This is a genomic window from Caballeronia sp. Sq4a, from assembly GCF_023170545.1.
In the GTDB taxonomy this organism is placed as follows: domain Bacteria; phylum Pseudomonadota; class Gammaproteobacteria; order Burkholderiales; family Burkholderiaceae; genus Caballeronia.
In genome coordinates this window covers 242,961-263,681 of the sequence record NZ_CP084253.1, presented here as the reverse complement: position 1 = coordinate 263,681, position 20,721 = coordinate 242,961, and the positions used below count along the sequence as shown (strand labels likewise).

General features: G+C 66.6%; 12 protein-coding genes. 11 read left to right on the top strand and 1 reads right to left on the bottom strand.

Annotation, left to right across the window (positions count from 1 at the left end; translation table 11 throughout):
- Nucleotides 1–208: 208 nt before the first annotated feature.
- From LDZ24_RS25665 to pelG, 10 genes are all read left to right on the top strand, one after another.
- A complete protein-coding gene (locus LDZ24_RS25665) occupies nt 209–4,336 on the top strand; it encodes a chemotaxis protein CheB (RefSeq protein WP_248324690.1) in 4,128 nt (1,375 codons plus the stop codon).
- A gap of 198 nt (nt 4,337–4,534) precedes the next feature.
- Nucleotides 4,535–4,714 (top strand): CsbD family protein, encoded by a 180-nt coding sequence (locus LDZ24_RS25660; protein WP_248324689.1) that lies wholly within the window; start codon nt 4,535–4,537, stop codon nt 4,712–4,714.
- 161 nt (nt 4,715–4,875) lie between these two features.
- Nucleotides 4,876–5,259, top strand: coding sequence for a response regulator (locus LDZ24_RS25655; RefSeq protein ID WP_248324688.1), 384 nt, complete (start codon nt 4,876–4,878; stop codon nt 5,257–5,259).
- Nucleotides 5,260–5,425: 166 nt separating this feature from the next.
- Nucleotides 5,426–8,380 carry a bifunctional glycoside hydrolase 114/ polysaccharide deacetylase family protein gene (locus LDZ24_RS25650; RefSeq protein ID WP_248324687.1) on the top strand — a complete coding sequence of 985 codons (2,955 nt, stop codon included), beginning with the start codon at nt 5,426–5,428 and terminating at the stop codon, nt 8,378–8,380.
- Nucleotides 8,355–12,800 carry a tetratricopeptide repeat protein gene (locus LDZ24_RS25645; RefSeq protein ID WP_248324686.1) on the top strand — a complete coding sequence of 1,482 codons (4,446 nt, stop codon included), beginning with the start codon at nt 8,355–8,357 and terminating at the stop codon, nt 12,798–12,800. Before LDZ24_RS25650 ends, LDZ24_RS25645 begins: the two co-directional genes overlap by 26 nt.
- Nucleotides 12,801–12,846: 46 nt before the next feature.
- On the top strand, nt 12,847–13,392 hold the full coding sequence (locus LDZ24_RS25640) for a penicillin-binding protein activator LpoB (protein ID WP_248324685.1): 546 nt from the start codon (nt 12,847–12,849) through the stop codon (nt 13,390–13,392).
- A gap of 4 nt (nt 13,393–13,396) precedes the next feature.
- Nucleotides 13,397–14,854: a PelD GGDEF domain-containing protein gene (locus LDZ24_RS25635; RefSeq protein WP_248324684.1), complete on the top strand. Its 1,458-nt coding sequence runs from the start codon at nt 13,397–13,399 to the stop codon at nt 14,852–14,854.
- A gap of 73 nt (nt 14,855–14,927) precedes the next feature.
- Nucleotides 14,928–15,896 (top strand): lipopolysaccharide N-acetylglucosaminyl transferase, encoded by a 969-nt coding sequence (locus LDZ24_RS25630; protein WP_371747513.1) that lies wholly within the window; start codon nt 14,928–14,930, stop codon nt 15,894–15,896.
- Nucleotides 15,893–17,473: a GT4 family glycosyltransferase PelF gene (gene pelF, locus LDZ24_RS25625; protein ID WP_248324682.1), complete on the top strand. Its 1,581-nt coding sequence runs from the start codon at nt 15,893–15,895 to the stop codon at nt 17,471–17,473. Before LDZ24_RS25630 ends, pelF begins: the two co-directional genes overlap by 4 nt.
- Nucleotides 17,474–17,489: 16 nt before the next feature.
- The gene (gene pelG, locus LDZ24_RS25620) at nt 17,490–18,860 is read left to right on the top strand and encodes an exopolysaccharide Pel transporter PelG (RefSeq protein ID WP_206470830.1); all 1,371 of its coding nucleotides are present in this window, start codon (nt 17,490–17,492) and stop codon (nt 18,858–18,860) included.
- Nucleotides 18,861–18,866: 6 nt separating this feature from the next.
- Here pelG and LDZ24_RS25615 read toward each other — a convergent pair whose 3' ends face one another.
- A complete protein-coding gene (locus tag LDZ24_RS25615; protein WP_206470829.1) occupies nt 18,867–19,790 on the bottom strand; it encodes a LysR family transcriptional regulator in 924 nt (307 codons plus the stop codon).
- A gap of 114 nt (nt 19,791–19,904) precedes the next feature.
- Between LDZ24_RS25615 and LDZ24_RS25610 the strand changes: the two genes are divergently transcribed.
- Nucleotides 19,905–20,648: an SDR family oxidoreductase gene (locus LDZ24_RS25610; RefSeq protein WP_248324681.1), complete on the top strand. Its 744-nt coding sequence runs from the start codon at nt 19,905–19,907 to the stop codon at nt 20,646–20,648.
- Nucleotides 20,649–20,721: the final 73 nt, after the last annotated feature.

The following is a 20,721-nucleotide window of genomic DNA, read 5'->3' as shown; positions in this document are numbered from 1 at the left end:
TCGACAGCACCGAACCTGTCATCGCGTCATGCGCGCCGCTTAGACGCCCATCGCCCGATCACTTCGCCCGTCACCGGCTGCAACTGACCGCAAAGCACTGCACGCCGACGCCGTCAGCGTCCGCTTCGCGCAATGTCGTTGCGTATCCGCCCCATACATAGCACAGTAACGAAGCCGGCCGGTGCCCGGTCAGTGCGGAGGCCAGACAATGGAAGCAAAGGCAACAGACCACCCGAAAGGCTCGGGCCTCGACTTCTCGGTCGTGGGAATCGGCGCGTCGGCCGGTGGCGTTCAGGCGCTGTTGCGGCTCTTCGAGGCGGCGCCCGCGTCGCCCGGCGTGGCTTTCGTGGTCGTGCTGCATTTGTCGCCGAATCATGCGAGCCATGCGCACGAAGTCATTCAGCGCGTGACGCCCTTGCGCGTGCGCCAGGTGAACCAACCGGTCCTTCTGGAGCCGGACACGGTCTATGTCATCCCGCCCGGCAAGTTTCTTTCGATGATTGACGGCCACCTGCGCCTGAGCGAGCCGGACCTGCCGCGCACGCCGCCGACGTCCATCGACGTCTTCTTCCGCAGCCTGGCCGACGCGCACGGCTCGCGCGCGTTCGCGGTCGTGCTCTCGGGATCGGGCGCGGACGGCTCGGTCGGCATCTCGCGCGTGCGCGAGCGCGGCGGCGTCACCATCGCGCAGCAACCGGACGAAGCGGAGTACGGCGAAATGCCGCGCAGCGCCATCGGCACCGGCGATGTCGACCTGGTCCTGCCGCTCGACGAAATCATCCCGAAGGTGCTCGCGCTTTCGCTGAACGCGAAGAAGATCGAACTGCCCGCGCCGTCAGACGACGAGTCCGCGCAGGACGACCTCATGCCGGACGCGCGGATCGACGCCATCAACGACGTCCTCGATCTGCTGCGCGCGCGGACCCGGCATGATTTCGCGAGCTACAAGCGCGGCACCATCGTGCGACGCATCGAGCGCCGCATGCAGGTGAACGGACTCGCGACCGCGGCCGCGTATCGCGACTATCTTGCGCGGCATAGCGAAGAAACGCCGAAGCTGCTCGCCGACCTTCTCATCGGCGTCACGAATTTTTTTCGCGACGCGGACGCCTTCGCCGCGCTCGAAAACACGATCATTCCCGACCTAATGCACACGCTTCACGGCCGCGACAAGGTGCGCGCGTGGGTTCCGGCGTGCGCGACGGGCGAAGAGGCTTTCTCGATCGCGATTCTCCTCGACGAAGCCGTCCGCCGTTTGCCGCATCGCGTTCAAGTGACCGTCTATGCGAGCGATATCGACGAGCGCGCCATCGCGGTCGCCCGTTCGGCAAGTTATCCGCTCGCCATCGAGAACGACGTCGGCCCGGCCCGCCTCAGCCAGTATTTCACGCGAGACGGCAACCGCTACCGGCTCGTGAAGTCCCTGCGGGATACGGTGATCTTCGCCGCTCACAACCTGTTGCGCGATCCGCCGTTCTCGCGCATCGATCTGGTCTCGTGCCGCAACGTGCTCATCTACATGGAACGCCGCGCGCAAAAACAGGTGCTCGACACCTTCTTCTACGCGTTGCGTCCGCATGAAGGCTTCCTTTTTCTCGGCACCGCCGAATCGGCCGACTTCGCACAGGAACTGTTCCGCCCCATCGACAAACAAAGGCGGATCTACCGCGCGCGGCCCACCTCGGCGGAGCCGGTCGCCACGGCCACGAGCGGACTGCTCGCCGACAAGGACGAAAGCGCAGGCCACGCTTTCCGCGGTCAGACCTTCTTCCACGATGCGACGGACGTGCACCGCGTCGATCCGCGCCTACCGAGCCAGGCGCGCGCGCTCGACATGTTCGGCCCCGCCGTCATCGTGATGCGCGCCGACGGCACCATCGTGCATCGCTCGGCGCGCGCCGACACGTTCACCGAAAGCGTCCGGCACACGCGCGTGACGAACCTCTTCGACATCGTGCGCCGGGATGCCGAGGAGCGCGTGCGGCAGGCGGCAGAGCGTTGCATCGCCGGCAAGCAGCGCGAAGACGAGCGCTCCGTTCCCTTCGTGACCGCGGCGGGCGAGATCCAGGCGGATCTCTCGCTGCGGCCGTATCGCGATTTCGCGTACCGGCAGCAGCTCGTGTCGGTGATCTGCGACTTCGCCTCGCCCGGCGACGCGACGGATACGCCGCGCGCGTCGACAGGCGTGGACACGCTGGACTCGCTGAGACAGGCGCTCGAAGGAAGCGAAGAACGGCTGCGCACGTCGATCGATCATCAGCAGTCCTCGAGCGAGCAGTTGCGAGCCTCCAACGAGGAACTTCAGGCGATGAACGAGGAACTGCGTTCGGCGACTGAAGAACTGGAAGCGAGCCGTGAAGAATTGCAGTCGCTTAACGAGGAACTCCTGACGGTCAACGCCGAATTGATGTCGAAGGTGCAGGAATCGTCGCGCGTCAGCGACGACCTCCAGAATCTGATCGCGCTCGTCGGCGTGGCGACCGTGTTCGTCGACCGGACGCTGAGAATCAAGCGCTACACGGCGCCTGCCGATTCGTTCTTCAACATCCGTCCGATCGATCAGGGACGGCCGCTCGAACATTTGACGCACCAGCTCGATTATCCGGACATGCTCAAGGACCTTCGCGAGGCGTTCGAACAGTTGAAGCGTTCGGAGAAAGAGGTCAAGAGCAAGGACGGCCGCACGCTGCTTGCCCGCGTGCTGCCTTACCGCACCGACGACGACCGCATCGACGGCGCGGTGCTCGCGCTCATCGACATCACGGAACAGAAGGCCGCGCAGGATCAGGCGCAAGCGAGCGAAGAGAAGCTGAGGCTCGCGGCGCACGGCACGCATGACTGCGCGATCATCGTGATGGACGAGGACGGCACCATCGTGAGCTGGAACGTCGGGGCCACGCGCATTTTCGGATTCGACAGCGCGGAAATGGTCGGCAAGCATCTGGACCCCATCTTCACGCCGGAGGACCTCGCCGACGGCGTGCCCGCGCGCGAACGCAGGAAGGCGCGCGAGCGCGGGCGCGCCGAGGACGAACGCTGGCACGCCACCAAACGCGGCACGCCTGTGTTTTGCAGCGGCTTTTTGAGCCGCATCGACGCATCGGGCTTTTCCGGCTATGCGAAGATCGTTCACGACGCGACCCAGCGCCGCCTCGCCGAAGGCCGCAAGGACAACGTGATCGAGCAGGAGCGCGCGAACAACATCGAGATACGCAAGTTGAGCCGCCTGAAGGACGAGTTCATCGCGGTGCTGTCGCACGAGCTCAAGAATCCGCTCAATCTCATTCACATGAAGGCGGAGATTCTCGCGCGCATTCCGGAAGCGCGTCATATCGGCCGCGTTCAGGAAGTGTCGGATGCCATTCAGAAGTCGGTGCTCGCGCAGGCGCAGATCATTGACGACCTGCTCGACTTCTCGCGCATCCAGACGGGCAAGCTCTCGTTGCGCTTCGCCCCGACCGACGTGGCGGCCATCGTCCGCTCGGTCACCGATGCGATGCAGCGCGATTTCGACGAAGGCGGCATCGACCTGAGGCTTTCGCTCGCCGAGTCGCCGATGCTGATTCGCGGCGATGCGATCCGCGTCGAGCAGATCGCCTGGAACCTTCTGAGCAACGCGCTCAAGTTCACGCCGCGAGGCGGGTGTGTCACCGTGACGCTCGAACAGCGCGACGATATCGTGCGGCTGCACGTGATGGATACCGGCTGCGGCATCGCGCCTGCCGCGATCACGTCCATCTTCGACATGTTCCAGCAGACGCCCAACGTGCCCTACCGCGCGCGGCCCGGCGGACTGGGCATCGGCCTGTCGCTCGTGCGGCAACTGGCGCAACTGCACGGCGGCAACGCCGAGGCGTTCTCGGATGGCGAAGGACGCGGCACGCGCTTCGTGGTGTCGCTTCCCGCCGATGCGTCGTTCGCCCACCGGCAGGCCGGCGACATGCCCGCCGATCTCACCGTGTTCAAGGACTTGCGCATTCTGCTCATCGAGGACTCGGAAGAGTCGCTGACCGCGATGGCCGACCTTCTGTCGCTCTACGACGCGCACGTCGTTTCGTCGGCGAACGCGGCCGATGCGCTGCAAAGGGCGTCGGAAATGCAGTTCGATCTCGTCGTTACGGATGTCGGCCTGCCGGACATGGACGGCTATCGGCTCGTCAGCGCGCTCAGGAAGCTGCCCTTGTGCGCGGCGATTCCCATTGCGGCGCTGACGGGCCGTCCCGTCACGCAGGAAGAAGCGTTCGCGCAAGAGGCCGGATGCGACGCGTGTCTTGCGAAGCCGTTCAATTTGCAGGCCCTTGCGGATGTCGTCCACCGGCTCAGTCCTCGTCGATGAGGCCAACGGTTCGCTCGCGCGAACGCAGCCTCTGCTTGCAAGAATTGCCCGAATTCGCCGCGAAAAGCGCGGGTTTCCACCGGCTTGGAGAGCCCCGAGCCCTGTAATGCTCGGGCTTTTGGGCATCACGAACAACAGGCCCGATCCTTGCTCATACAAAAGCGTGGTCACCCCCACGTAACCGATAGGAGAAACACCATGAACAAGGACCAGGTCAAGGGTACCGCCGAGAAGGTGAAGGGGAACGTCAACGAAGCCGTCGGCAACATGACAGGCGACACCAGCCAGGAAGTGAAGGGCCAGGTGCAGCAGGGCGTAGGCGAAGCCCGCAAGCAGTACGGCGACGTGAAGGAAGACATCAAGAAGGACCAGCGCTAGCCGCAGCCCCGCAGCCATGCGGGCTTAAACCACGAGCCGCGTGCCGGACAGACGCGGCTTTCGCACATATGGGCCGCGGCGTAATGCGCGATGACTTTGAAGTTTCTCCCAAGTGTGCGATCTGGACGCGCCGCCGATGTCATGGCGCGCTGCCGCCTCGCGTGCTTGTCGTCGACGACTATGTCGATACGGCCGACGCCATCGGGATGGTGCTGGCCCTCGATGGCTTTCCGACCGAAGTCGTTTATAGTGGCCAGCAGGCCATCGAGGCATCGGAACGCTGGCGGCCCGACATCGTGCTGCTGGATATCTGGATGCCCGATTTGTCGGGATTGCAGGTCGCCGCCAGCCTGCGCGCATCGGCCACGCTTGCGCAACCGGTACTCGTCGGCCATTCGGCGCTTTCGACACCGAGCGATCTGCAGGCAGCGAGGCAAGCCGGTTTCGATGCTTACTGCGCCAAGCCGACGGACGCGGACAAACTCGCTCCGTTACTGCGATATCTGTGCGACGCCGACCGTGCTTGCAGTGCGCCGCCCTCGTGACACATTGAACAGGACTCCATGCAAACCGTGAAGGCCCGAGCGATATGAAACCAACGCACATTCACTCCGAGCCCGTTGCAATACAAGGAGCCGCCGACCGGGCCGGCCCCTGCCCTGCATAATGCGCGAGGCAAGCGTTGGCGTGCGACGCGGCCTCTGGCGCAAGATGGCGGCACTCGTAGCCGCTTCGTTGACGTTCGCCTGCGCGCGCGCGGATGACTCGACGTCCCCGCCTTCCATCGCATTGTTCTATGGCGCGCCGGTGCCGGTCGGGCAGCTCGCTTCGTTCGATCACGTCGTCGTCGAACCGGACAGCGGCTTCGATCCCGCCGCGCACGCGCCGGCTTCCGGCTCGTCGAAGTGGCTCGCCTATGTGAGCGTCGGCGAAGTGACGCCCTCGCGCGCGTACTTCAAGGACATGCCGCCGGCGTGGCTCAAGGGCAGCAATGCGGCGTGGGCGTCGCGCGTCATCGACCAGACCGCGCCCGGATGGCCGCAGTTCTTCGTTCAGCACGTCATCGCGCCGTTGTGGGACAAGGGCTATCGCGGCTTCTTTCTGGACACGCTGGACTCGTACCAGATTATCGCCACGACCGACGCCGAGCGTTCCCGCCAGCAAACAGGACTCGTCGCCGTCATTCGCACGCTGAAGGCGCGTTATCCCGAGGCGCGGCTCATCTTCAACCGCGGCTTCGAACTGATGCCCGACGTGCACGATCTGGCCTATGCAGTCGCGTTCGAATCGCTGTATCGCGGGTGGGATCAGGCAAGGAAGCGTTACGTCGCGGTCCCCGAAGCGGAACGCGACTGGCTGCTGGCTCAAGCCCGGACGCTGCGCGAGCGATACGGCCTGCCGGTGCTGTCGATCGACTACTGCCCGCCCGCGGACCGCGCCTGCACCAACGGCGCGATCCGCAACATCACCGCGCAAGGCATCGTTCCGTATGTCACCGACAGCGCTTTGTTGACCGTTGGTGCCGGCCCGGCACGCGCGCCTTCGGTCACGAGCGAGGTCGCCGCGCCGTTGTCCGCCGCGCCGCTTTCCACCGCGCTGTCCGCATCCGATATCGCCGCCCGGCGCGACGTCCCGCGCACGATCCTCGTCGTGCAGAACGTGCAGCCCGGCGCGAGCCTCAACGTGACCGCCGGCGTGCGTTACGTGTCGATGCCGCTCAACTGGCTCGGCTACCGCGTCGAGTTCGCGGATATCGCGAAGCCGCTGCCCGAGGGCGACTTGTCGAGCCGGTACGCCGGCATCGTCATGTGGCTGGACTCGCCCGCGCCGGATCGCACGGCGTTTCACGACTGGCTCGAAACGCAGGTCGATCATCACGTGCCCGTCGCGATGCTGACGACATTCGGCATCGACATTCAGGGCGACCTCGCGCAAAAGCTCGATCTCGTGCCCGTCGCGGGCCGGCCGGGCAATCGTTTGCGCGTCGAGTCGATGGACGCGTCGATGATGGGCTTCGAGATGAAGCCGCAGCCCGATCCGCACGACACGACCAACGTGCGCGCCGGCCCGCGCAGCCATTCGCTGCTCAGGCTCGCATCGGCGGATGCGGGCAACGACTTCGCGATCGACGCCGCCGCGATCACGCCGTGGGGCGGCTACGCGATGCGCCCGTTCGCCGTGTTCGACATGCCGATGGCGAACGAAGCGCGCTGGGTGCTGCAACCGATACGCTTCTTTCGCGCGGCGCTGCGCCTGCCCGACGACATGCCCGCGCCCGATCCCACGACGGAGAACGGCCGGCGTCTTCTGATGACGCATATCGACGGCGACGGCCTCGCCTCGCGCGCCGAATTCGACGTGAACGGCGGCCCGATGAAGGTCTCGACATCCGCCCCGCCGCAGTATTCCGGCGATGCGCTCTACAAGGTCATCCGTCAGTTCGGCCTGCCAACGACCGTGTCCGTCATCGAAGGCGAGATCTCCGACGACGGCCCGTATCCAAAGGATGCGCCGCGCCTGCGCGCGATCGCGCGGGACATCTTCGCGCTGCCGAACGTCGAGATGGCGAGCCACACGTACACGCATCCGTTGCAGTGGATGCGCGTGACCGGCCTCGGCAAGTCCGGCGGCGACACCGACACGGCCGAGGGCGGCAGCCGCGCGAACTACAACGGCCTGTCCATCGACATTCCCGGCTACCGCTACGACACCGATCGCGAGATCGGCGGGTCGATCCGCTATATCGACCGGCTCGCGCCCGCCGGCAAGCGCGTGAAAGTGCTGCTGTGGAGCGGCGACTGTCAGGTGCCCGCCCCGGTCATCGAGGCAGCGGACAACGCGGGCGTCTACAACATAAACGGCGGGGACACGCTCATCACGAAACGCTATCCGAGCTGGGCCGCCATTGCGCCGCTCGGCGTGGACAAGAACGGCTTCTTCCAGGTGTTCGCGCCGAATCAGAACGAGGAGGCGTACACCGCGCTCTGGCAAGGTCCGTACTACGGTTACGAACGCGTGCTGGAAACCTTCGACATGACCGAGCGCCCTATCCGCTTCAAGCCGGTCGATGTCTATTACCACATGTTCTCGGGCACCAAGTACGCGTCGGTGAAGGCGTTGTCGGACGTGTATCGCACGCTGTCGGCGCAACCGCTGATGCCTGTCTACGTCTCCGAATACGCGCAAAAGGTGCTCGACTTCGAGCGCATGAACATTTCGCGCGATGGCGACTTCTGGCGCATTCACGGCAGCGGCGCGCTGCGCACCGTGCGGCTGCCCGAGGGACGCGCGCCCGATCTCGCGAGTGCCGAGGGCGTGGCGGGCTATCTGCCGGGACCGGGCGGCGTGTATGTGCATCTGACGGGTGCCGACGCCCGCTTTCGCGTGATCGATGCCGCGCGCGCCGCGAAGATGCCGTATCTCGCGGAAGCCAACGGCGTGATCGATCACTTCGCGCGCACGCCGCGAGGCTTCTCGTTCGATCTCGCGTCGCACGCCGCGCCGCGCTTCGCCATCGGCGGCGAGGCGCGCGCGAACGCCTGTATCGTGAAGGCGGATGGCCGCCCGCTCGCGCCCGGCATGTCTCAGGGGCGGCGCGTGTATTCCCCGTCCGGCCCTGCTCACGCAACGAATTCCGTTCATGTCGATGTCGTCTGCGCAACCTGACCGCCAGCGGCTTTTCTCGCCGTTCGTCGTCGCGGCTTTCGGGCTGCTGGTCGGGCTCATGCTCGTGCTCGCGTTTCCTCGCGAGCGGCTCGAAGAGCGGCTGCTGGAAGGCCGCCAGGTCGATACGCTGACCGTCGCGTATCTCGAAGCGTGGCTGCGCATCGAGCCGGACAACGCCGAAGTGCTGACCGAGCTGACGCAGGAGTATCTGAAAGCGCAGCGCATCGCGGACGCGCAGAAGATGCTGCGCCGCCTGTCCGTTTCGTCCGATCCGCAGGCGCAGTCGAGCGCGTTGCGCACGCGCATCAACCTCGCCGAGACGCAGGCGTATGCGCTGAAGCCGGGCGATCCGGCCCGCGCGACGCGGCTTGCCGAACTCGATGCCCTGCTCGCCGAGGCGCTCGACAAGCCGTGGGATGCGGCGCAGATGCAAACCTTCGCGAAGAAGGCGCGCGCGTTGAACGACAGCGCGCTCGCCGGGCAGTACTACGAGCGGCTCGCGCGGATGGAGCCGGCGCAGGCGCCGCGCTGGCTCGCAGAGGGCGCGCGACTGAAGCTCGCCGCGAGCGACTACGCCGGTGCCGCCGATGCGTTCTTCGCGGCGCAGGCTCACGCCGCGACGCGCGAGGACGAGCGACGCCTCTTCCTGTCGGCGTTGCAGGCGTTGCAGTCGGCCAACCGTCCCGCCGATGCGTTGGCCGCCGCCGACGCGCATCTCGGTTCGCTCGCGCGCGACCGGGAGACGCTGCGCTATCTGACGCGGCTCGCGCTCTCGGCGGGCCGGCCGGATATCGCGGACCGCTACGCGCGACGCCTGCTCGACATGTCGTCGCGCGAGCGTCGCGACGGCGGGCCGAGGCTCGCGGGGTGGCGTCGGGGGCGCGAAGCGGGGCTGTCGCGCGAGGGGGTGAGCAGCGCGGCGAGCGCGGAGAATGCGGTGTACGCGTCGAAGGCTTCGCCCGTTGTAGTCCCGGCGGGCGCCGTGAGCATGGCGAGCGTGGTGAACGCGAGGACTGTCGGGAGCGCGGCCAGTGCCGCGAGCGCAGTTAGCGCTACGAGGGTAGCGAACGCGAACAGCAAAGAAGACGCAGCGATTGAGGGGAGCGCTGCGCCCGCGGCAATCCCAGCGGGCGTGGCAAGCGCGGCGAACGCGGGGACTGTCGAGAACGCGGCGATCGCGGGGAGTGCCGCGAGCGCAGGGAGCGCTCGGAGCGTAGTGAACGCGAAGAGCATAGAGAATGCAGTGATCGCGTCTAACGCTGCGCGCACGGTAAATCCGGCGGGCGCGGTAAGCATGGCGAGCGTGGTGAAGGCGGGAACGGCGGGCAACGCCGCGAACGCTGCGACCGTGGTGAAGGCGGCGAGCGCGGCGAGCGCGGAAAGCGCAGTGCGCGCAAGCTACGTGGTGAGCGCAGCGCCTGCGATAAGCGCAGCAAGAAACACGACGAACGCAACAAAGCCTAAGACCGCTGCATCGCAAGCGCCGTTTCTGTGCACACGCGCCTGCATGACCGGCCGCGCCCACGCGATGCCCGCCGTCCTCCGCGCCCGCGACGCCTTCTCGATCCTCCGCATAGCAAATCAGGAACCGTCCGCGCCCATCGAAGCGTCGGACTACGAACTCGGCTTCAAAGTGTTCCTGGCCAACGGCGATCTCGCGAGCGCGCAGCGCGTCGCGCAGGACGCGGTGAAGCGCGACCCCGCATCGACCGAATGGCGCGAGCGGCTCGCGCAGGTCGCCGAGTGGAACCACGCGCCCGATGTCGCGCTCGCCAACTATCTCGCGCTCGCCCGCACGCGCAACGACGAGCGCGACTGGAAGCAGGTCGAGCGCCTCGCGCCCGCGCTCGGCGACAACGACGCGATGCTCGCCGCCGCCATCCACGAAGCGGACCGCGCGCCGGGCGACATGAAACAGCTCGACCGCGTGGTGAGCGCGTACGAAGCGCAGGCCGATCCCGACGCCGCCCTGCGCTTCCTGCAAGCCCGCGCGAACGGCGCCTATCGTCGGCCGGTACTGGAACGCTACGCCCGGCTCGCCGAACGCAAGGGCGACGACGACCTCGCCATCGCGACCTACGAGCGCCTGATGCGCGAGTTCGGACCCGATCCGGCATACGCGCTGAAACTGAGCCTGATGTACTACACGCGCACGCAGTTCGACCGCTCCCTCGCCGTGCTCGATTCCGCAAAGCGCGACGCTCCCGCATCGGATGCCGACTTCTGGCGCTTCTATGCGATGCTCGCGACGGTGGATCAGCAGGAAGGCAAGGCGCGCGAAGGCTACGGCAAGCTCGTGCAGGCGGGCGTCGCGACGCCCGACGATCTCTCCGCGATGGTGTCGCTGTACGACAATCAGCCGCTCGAAGCGGGACGCATCGCGGAGTTCGCGTATCGCAAGACGGGCAACGAGCGCCTGCTGGAACTCGCCGTCTACGACTATCTGCGGGCGCGCGCGACGGGTCGCATCCGCGCGTTGCTCGCCTCGCTCGATCCGGCCTCGCTCGCCGCGGCCGAGCGCTCGCCGCGCTTCTTGCTCGCTCGCGCGCAATACCTGCGTCGCGCGGGCGATCCCGACGGCGCGCTCGCCGACACGCGCGCGGCCGCCGCGCTTGCTCCGGGCGACGACGAGGCCCGCGCCGCGCTCATCTGGGCGCTCAACGAACGCGGCAGCAACGCGGAACTGCGCGCGACGCTCGCCCGCCACGCCCGCGACGCCGAGCGCGACAGCACGCTCTGGGCGCCGTACGCGGCGTCGTATCTGCGTCTGGGCGACGCACGCGGCGCGCTCTCCATGATGCACAAGGAAGCCGCCTTGCGCCGCGACGACCCGCTGTGGGCGCTCGGCTATGCGGACGCGCTGGAATTGAACGGCCGCATCGACGATGCCTGGCGCGTGCGCAACGCCGTGTGGAAAAAGCAGATGGCGCAGCGCGCGGAAGGCAAACAGCCGGTGACGCTCGACGACGAGCAGCGCGAAGACCTGCGCGCGCGCATGGTCGGCCTCACGGACCAGTTCGCGGGCGGCGACGCGTCGCGGCAAGTGCTGATCGAACTGCTGCGCGCCGATGGCGGCGATCATGCGGACGAAGAACCTGCGCAACCGCCGTTCGCCTCCACCGGCGACGCGATGCAAAGCGTCGCGCATCGCGACGACAAGCGGCGGCGCGTGTACTCAGCGGTGGCGCGCGAGGCCGCGCTCGGCTGGCTGCAATCGCACGACGCCTACGACGCCGAAAGCCTCTGGCTGCTGCGCCAGTACATCGACAGCGCGACGCGTCCCGTGTATGCGGAGGTGACCATCGCGCTGGCCGAGCACGACCGCGCGACGCTCAATCGCCTGCTCGATACCGAAGCCGACTGGATTCCGCGCCAGAATCGCCTCGACGCCGAAGCGACGACCGGACGTTTTGGCGACGTGCAGACGCATGCGTACGAGCAGCAGTTCGCGCTGCCCGACGACGAAATCGTCAATCAGATTCTGCGCGAGCAGTTGCTGCGCAACGCGCAGGCCATCGCGCCGCGCTTTCGCGTGGTGGAGCAAGGCGGGCTGTCGTATACGGAGGCGGGCATCGGCGCGGGCTTGCGGCTTTCGCCGACGCAATCGCTCGCGCTCGATTACGCCGAGCGCAATCAGCACGGCGACGCGTCTTTGCCGAACGTGCCGCGCCACGACCGCCAGTTGTCGCTCGCGTGGCGGCATCTCGGACTCGACGACACCGAGCGCGTGAGAGTCGGCCGGCGCAACGCGCTCGACGACTTCACCACCTTCCGCCTCGACGGCACGCTTTTTGAGCAGCAGAACCTGAGCTTCAACTACGCGCTCGGCTTCAATCAGATGGCGACCGAAACGAGCCAGCTGATCGTCGGCGGCGTGAAGCATCTGGCGAGCGTGGGCGTGAATTATCGGCCGGACCCGCATGTGTTCGCGGGCGGGCGCGTGGAATATGCGCGTTTCTACGGACAGGACAAGTCGTTCCTCGGCACCGGCGCCGTCGCGGACTTCAACGCGGGCTACAAGCTGCGCGTCGATTATCCGGACTACACCGTTCGCGCCGTGCTCACGCACGGGCAGTACAGCGCGTCGGGCAATCCGGGCGGACAACTCGCGCGTCTGTTGCCCGCGGGCGCGCCGCTCATCGCGCAGCAGTTCATGCCGCAGACCTTCACGCAGGAAGGCCTGCTGTTTTCGTTCGGCGACGATCTGGAAGAAGGCTACACGCGGGCGTGGCGGCCGTTCTTCGCCGCCGGGCCGATTCACGATTCGAATCAGGGCTGGACGGCGCAGGTGCGCGTGGGACTGGCGGGCAGCGTCTTCGGCAACGATCAGGCGACGATGTATTACGAGCACGCCGGCGTCACGTCCGGCCGCACGCAGGCTTTCACGGAGTACGGCGTGCGCTATCGCTGGCTGTATTAGCCGCGGTCGCGTCACGGGCATCGAAAACGAGGCAAGCGGAGCACACATGAAAACGACACGACAATTCGAACGATGGGCGGGCCTGTTGAGCAGCGTGTGGGTCGCGCTCGCGTTGAACGCCTGCGCGGTGGTGGATCGCAGCGACAACGCAAGCGCCGCGCTCGACAAGAACGCAAGCTGGACCGTGCTGCCGATCACCAATCGCACGGAAACGCCGCAGGCGGGACTGCGCGCGTCGGCCATCGCGCAGAGTCTGCTGACGTCGGGCGGCGTGGCGCTCACGCGCTATCCGGATAGCGGCGACGAGGAGACGCTCTTCGATACCGCGAAGCCCGGCATCGACACGAAAGCGCTCGCGTGGGCGCGCTCGCAGAACGTGCGCTATGCGTTGACCGGCACGGTGACGGAATGGCGCTACAAGGTCGGCGTGGATGGCGAGCCCGCCGTGGGCCTGACCTTCGATGTCGTCGATGTCGCGAGCGGCAAGGTCGTCTGGAGCGCGGCGGGCAGCCGCACCGGCTGGAGCCGCGACGCGCTCTCGGGCGTGGCGCAAAAGCTCGAGAAAGAGCTGCTCGGCGCGTTGACGAAGTAACGCCATGGGTACCGTCGACGGCAAACCGCAGGCATCGGCCAAGCCGGGCGGCGCGGCGCGCCCGCGACGGCAACGCGCGGCGCAAAGCGGGCAGTCGGTCTCGCGCGACATGCCGTGGGCGCGCGTCATCGCGCCTTCGGGTATTTCCGGCAGGCGGGCGGCGTTCATCGCGATGGAAGTCGCCGTCGCGACCGTCGTCATGGCCGGCGTCTGCTGGTTCATCGATCCCGCCGATCCGCTGCTGTTGCGCACGGGCTTCGGCTGGGTGTGGCTCCTGCCGGTCGTCTTCGCTCTGCGCTACGGCACGCTCGCCGGCATGGCGAGCGCGCTCATGCTGCTGCTCGCGTGGTATGTGTCGGACGCAGCCGGCCCGCCGCACCCGCACGCTGTCTTTCCCGGCAGCTTCTTCTTCGGCGGATTCGTGCTGACGCTTCTATGCGGCCAGTTCGGCGATATCTGGATCGGCCGACAGCGGCAGGCGCGCATCGCCAACGACTATCTCGCCGAGCGTCTCTCCATTCTCACGAAGAACCAGTTCCTGCTGCGCCTGTCGCATGAACGGCTCGAACAGGACGTGCTCGCGCGCCCCGCCACGCTGCGCGATTCGCTCGCCCGCCTGCGCACGCTCGCGCTCAACGACGAGGACGACGGCCCGCTCATCGGCGCGGCGCGCTTTCTGAAGACGGCCGCGCAGGCGTGTCAGCTGGAAACCGCGAGCCTCTTCGTCTGGAACGGCAACACGGTGCAGACGACGCCGGTCGCGAGCGTCGGCGAGCCGTTCGCGCTCGATCTCGCCGATCCGCTCGTCGCCGAGGCGCGCGAAACGCTCGCGCTCACGCATCCGGAATCCAGCTCGGCCTCGGGTGTGGCGGGCGCGGAAGCGAGCACGCGATACCGCGCCGTCGCGCCGCTCCTCGATGCAGGCGGCCGGCACGTCGCGCTGCTCGTCGTCGAGCGCATGCCGTTTCTCGCGATGACCCGCGACAACCTTCAGTTCCTGCTCGTGCTCGGCGGCTATTACGCGGATAGCGTGCGCCACGCCGAGATCAGCCGTTCGGTGTTGCAGGCGTTTCCCCGCTGTCCGTACGACTTCGCGCTGGATTACGCGCGCCTCGTGCGTCTGTTGCGCGATACGGGCGTGGAGTCGTCGCTCGTCGCGCTCGTCTTCGATGCCAGCGAGTTCGGCGTCTCGCTGCACGAACACGTGCTGCGGCTGCGGCGCTCGCTGGATGCGCAATGGCCCATCGTCACGCCGACACAGCGCGTCGTGCTCACGCTGATGCCGCTCTCCGGCGAAAGCGCGGTCGCGGGTTATCTGCTGCGCATCGAGGAAAACCTGCGCGCGCAGTTCGGCACGGACTTCGAATCGGCCGGCGTCGCGACGCATTCGATGCGTGTTTCCGCCGATTCGCCGATCGACGCGCTGCATCAGTTCCTGAGGCTGTGTCATGCCGACGCGTGAACGCCCGATCCATCGCGCGACGGCATGGCTCGCGTGGCTCGCGGCGCTACTCGGCGTCGCGGTGCAAATCGGCATGTTCGTGCTCGCCTCGCGCGCCGGGCCGCCGACGCGCGTGCTGCTCGTCTGCCTCGCCGCGCAGGCCGTGGCGGCCACGCTGCTCGCGTTCGCGTGCTGGCGGACGCTGCCCGCGCGCTATCGCTCGAAGGGCGCGTGGTGCTATCTGTGGATGTTCGTGTTCGCGGTGCCGGTGGGCGGCGCGCTCGTGTCCGTCGGCGCGATGGTGCTCGCGCTCGCGTTGCCGCGCCGCGTGACGGCAAAAGGCATCGCCTATATCGAAGAACCGGAGTTCGCGACGCATCTGATCCCGCATGTGTCGTACGGACGCGGCGCGCGCCTCAAGGCCGAGTTGCAGAACGCGGAAGCGGCGACGTCCCTGCGCATGACGGCGCTGCTCGCCATGCAGTCGATGCCCGCGCACACCATCAGTCCGCTGTTGCGCGGCATGCTCGCCGATCCGCTCGACGATATTCGCCTGCTCGCCTACGGCATGCTCGACAGCCAGGAGAAGCGCCTCACGCAGCGCATCCTCGCCCAACGCCCTCGCCTGTCTGAACCGCTCACGCCGCGCGAGCGTTACGAAGTGAACAAGACGCTCGCCGAGCTATACGGCGAACTGATCTACGCGCATCTCGTGCAGGGCGACGTGTATCGCAACGCGGCGGAACAAGCCGATGCCTACGCCGCCGCCGCGCTCGATATCGAACCGGCTGACGCGGCGCTGTGGCGCATGCGCGGACGGCTCGCGCTCGATCGCGGCGACCTCGACGCCGCGGACATGCTGCTCGAACGCGCGATTCAACACGGCTTCGCGCGCGACCGCATGCTGCCTTATCTGGCCGAAGCCGCGTATCTGCGCGGCGACTTCGCCCGCGTCAAGACGCTTCTCGGACAGATGAGCCCGTCCGCGGTCCTGCCCGTCATGAAGCCCGTACTCGATTACTGGCGCGGCTCGCTCGCCACGCTGCGCAAAGGCGCCTCATGAACGCAAACATCGCCGATATTCCGCACACATCGTGGCCCGCGTTGACGACGACGCTGCCGAAAGCGCCGCGTGCCGACGTCGTGCTGCTGCTCGAAGGCACGTTCCCGTATGTGAGCGGCGGCGTGTCGAGCTGGGTGAATCAGATGATCCGCGCGTTCCCGGACCTGAGCTTCGCGCTGTGCTTTCTCGGCAGCCGTCCGCAGGACTATCCGAAGGCTTCGTATGCGCTGCCGGAGAACGTCGTGCATCAGGAGAATCACTTTCTCTACGACTTCGCCGCGAACCCCGAAGTGGCGAAGCGCCGCGGCGATCGGGCGGCCTTCGCGCAATCGGCGGATCTGCACGAAGCCATGCGCAATCCGGCGATGCGCGCCGCGGCCGGCTCCATGCTGCGCGACATGCTGAAAGACCTGGCGCCGGACGGCCGTCTCTCCGAGAGCGAATTCCTCTACTCGCGCGAGGCGTGGAACTACGTGACGGAGCAGTATCGCGAGCGATGCACCGACCCTTCGTTCGTCGATTATTTCTGGACCGTGCGCGTGATGCACAAGCCGCTCTGGCTGCTCGCGCGCATCGCGGACGGTCTGCCGGATGCGGGCGTCTATCACACGGTGTCCACCGGCTATGCGGGCTTTCTCGGCGCGCTCGCGCACTATCGCACGGGCCGGCCGCTGCTCGTGTCGGAGCACGGCATCTATACGAAGGAACGCAAGATCGACCTGTTTCAGAGCCAGTGGATACGCGACAACCGCAGCATCTTCGAGCGCGACGTGTCGCAAGTCGGCTACTTCCGCGATCTGTGGGTGCGCTTCTTCGAAACGCTCGGGCGCGTGTGCTACGACGCGGCCCACGACATCATCGCGCTCTATGAAGGCAATCGCCAGCGGCAAGTGGCCGACGGCGCGCCCGCGCAAAGGACGGCGAGCATTCCGAACGGCGTCAACCTGCCGCGACTCGCGCCGCTGCGCGAAAAGCGCGCGCCGGGCGTGCCGAAGACGCTGTGCCTGATCGGGCGCGTGGTGCCGATCAAGGACATCAAAACCTTCATTCGGGCGATGCTGACCGTCGTGCGCAAGGAACCGCTCGCGGAGGCGTGGATCGCCGGTCCGGAGGACGAGGATGTCGAATACGCGAAGGAATGCCGCAGTCTGGTCGACAGTCTCGGGCTCGAAGGCAAGGTGAAGTTTCTCGGCTTCCAGAAGATCGAAGAACTGCTGCCGAAATGCGGCGTGCTGGTGCTCAGTTCCATCTCCGAGGCGCTGCCGCTCGTGGTGCTCGAAGGCTTCGCGGCGGGCGTGCCTTCCGTGACGACGGACGTCGGCTCCTGCCGACAACTGATCTACGGTCTGCCCGGCGAAGACGCCGCGCTCGGCGCAGCGGGCCGCGTCGTGCAGATCGCCGATCCGCGCGCGCTCGCCGACGCCGCGCTCGATCTGCTCGACGAGAACAACTGGCGCGCGGCGCAGGCGGCGGGCATCGCGCGAGTGGAACGCTTCTATACGCAGGAGCGGATGGTGGGCGCGTATCGCGTGCTGTACGAGCGGCTCATCGCCGACGAAACGCGCGACAAACAATAGAGGATACCTAAACTTCATGGCGGGAATCGGCTTCGAACTGCGCAAGATGCTTCGGCGCGACACGCTCGTCGGGCTGATGCAGGCGTATGCCTACGCGGGCCTCATCAGCGCGGGACCGTGGATTCTGTCGATCATCGGCATGCTGCTGATCGGCATTCTGAGCCTGCCGTTCGTGCTGCCGACCGGACTAATCACGCAGTTTCAGGTGTCGGTGACGTACCTCATTTCGCTGTCGCTCGTGCTCACCGGGCCGCTGCAACTCGGCTTCACGCGCTTCACCTCCGACCGCCTCTTCGAAAAACGCGCCGACATGGTGCTGCCGAACTATCACGGCGCGGCGCTCGTTTCGACCGTCGCCGCGACGCTGCTCGGCGGCATCGCAGTCGTCTTCCTGTTTCGCGATCAGTCAGCGGCGTACCGTCTGCTGATGCTCGCCGGCTTCGTCGTGATGAGCAACATCTGGCTCGCGACCATCTTTCTCTCCGGCATGAAGCAGTACATGTCGATCCTGTGGGTCTTTTTCATCGGCTATACGCTGACGGCGGGCGCGGCGATCACGCTGAACGTGTTCGGCCTGACGGGGCTGCTCGGCGGGTTCGTGTTCGGGCAGACGGTGCTGCTCGCGGGCTTGCTCACGCTCATTTATCGCGATTACACGAGCGACCGCTTCATCGCGTATGACTTCTTCTCGCGGCGTTACCGCTATCCGACGCTGATGGCGACGGGCTTTCTCTACAACCTCGGCATCTGGGTCGACAAGTACATGTTCTGGTACGCGCCGGGCACGGGGCAGACGGTGATCGGACCGCTGCGCGCGTCGATCATCTACGACATTCCCGTGTTCCTCGCCTACCTCGCGATCATTCCCGGCATGGCCGTGTTTCTGATGCGCATCGAGACGGACTTCGTCGAGTACTACGACGCGTTCTACGGCGCGGTGCGCGAAGGCGCATCGCTGCAACACATCGAGCGCATGCGCAACGCAATGGTCGAGGCGCTGCGCAATGGGCTCTACGAGATCGTCAAGGTGCAGGCGACGGCCGCCCTGCTGCTTTTTGCGATCAGCGCGACGCTGCTCAGCTGGCTGCGCATTTCGACGCTCTACTCGCCGCTGCTTTATGTCGATGTGATCGCCGCGAGCCTGCAGGTGCTCTTCATGGGCGTCATCAACGTGTTCTTCTATCTGGACAAGCGGCGCGTGGTGCTGGCGCTCGTCGCATTGTTCGTCGCGTCGAACGTGGTGCTGACGGGACTGACGCTCATGGCGAATCCCGGCTGGTACGGCTTCGGATTCGCGGGATCGCTGCTCGTCGTGGTGCTCGCGAGTCTCGTCTGGCTGGATCGAAAGCTCGATTCGCTCGAATACGAGACCTTCATGATTCAGTGAGCGCGGCTAGCGCGAGTCGAGGCGCGCGTTGATCCGCCCGGAGCGAAAAGCGTCCACCACGAAATCGACGAACACGCGCGTTTTCGGCGGCAAGAGCTTCTTGCTCGGATAGTACAGACTGATCGCGCCGAGCTCGGCGAACCAGCCCGGCAACAGACGCATGAGGCTGCCTTGCTGGAGCCAGCGCGCGGCGTGCGGCATCGGAATCAGCGCGATGCCGAGTCCTTGCATGGCGGCGGCGGCCATCGCTTCGGGGTCGTCGAAGATCAGGCGCGTGCGATGCCGGACGAGACACTGTTCGCCCACGGCGTTGCGCAGCTTCCATGCGAAGACGCGGCCCGACGACACCGAACGGCGCGCGATGCCGTCGAACGCTTCGAGTTCGGACGGATGCGCGGGCATCGGCTTGTCCGCCATGTACGCGGGCGACGCCACCACGATCACATGCGCCGGCGCGAGTTCGCGCGCCACGACGCCTTCGTTCAGTTCGATGCCGCCGCCGATCGCGGCGTCGTAGCCCTCGCCGATGAGATCGACAGGCCGGTTGTCGAAATGCACGTCCGGGACGATGGCCGGGTAACGGTCCAGAAATTCCCCGAGGATCGGCACCAGATACTCGCGCCCGAAACCGACGCCGACGCTCACTTTCAGCGTGCCGGACGGCGCGCCGTTTTGCTCCGCCGCGTGCGAGACGGCGTCGCGCAGCGCGTCGAACGGCGCGCGCACTTCCTGATAGAAGCTCTCGCCGCTGTCGGTCAGCGTCAGGCTGCGCGTGCTTCGATGAAAGAGCCGCAGCCCGAGTTGCTGCTCCAGCCGCGCGACGTTCTTGCTGACGCCGGCCGGCGTCATGCCGAGCCTGCGGGCCGCCGCCGAGAAACTGCCGGTCTGCGCCGTGACGACGAACGACTCCAAAAAGTTGAACGATTCCACGGCGCCCTCGCCTGATACTGCCGGTTGAAACTGCTTGCCCTCATTATGCGCTACCGGGCGATGAATCCGACGGCCATACTGGCTTCACTTTCACTCAACCAGCAGGAGCAGATCATGGCAAACAGTCTCAGCGGCAAGATTGCTTTCGTCACGGGCGGCGCGCGCGGCATCGGCGCGGCGGTCGTCAGCCGGCTCGCGGCCGAAGGCGCGGCAGTCGCGTTCACGTATCGCGGATCGACGGCGCAGGCATCGGCGCTCGCCGCGAAGATCGAAGAAACCGGTGGCCGCGTGCTCGCGATCCAGTCCGACGCCGCCGACGCCGACGCGCTGACTCTCGCGATCGATCAGGCCGCGCGCCACTTCGGCAAGATCGACGTTCTGGTCAACAACGCAGGCGTGCTGTATCTCGGCCCGGTCGATGCGTTCTCGCTCGACGACTTCGACAAGACCGTGGCCGTGAACGTGCGCGCCGTGTTCGTCGCGACGAAAGCGGTGCTGCCGTACATGCCGGCTGGCGGACGAATCGTGAACATCGGCAGCACGAACGCGGATCGCATGCCGTTCCCGGGCGGCGCGGCCTACGCGATGAGCAAGGCGGCGCTGCAAGGTCTCGTGAAGGGTCTCGCGCGCGATCTCGGCCCGAAAGGCATCACCGTGAACAACGTGCAGCCCGGTCCGGTCGACACCGACATGAACCCGGAGCAAGGCGAGTTCGGCTCCGCGCTGCACGCGCTGATGGCCGTGCAACGGCACGCCAGGGCCGATGAAATCGCCGCGATGGTGGCGTACGTCGCGGGGCCGGAAGCGTCGTTCGTGACGGGCGCGAGCCTGATGATCGATGGAGGCTTCAGCGCGTGACATGCAGCTTCGCCGGCAGCGTTACGTACGGGCTCCGTAGCGAATTGTCGGCGTTGCGTCGGCGTTGCGTCGG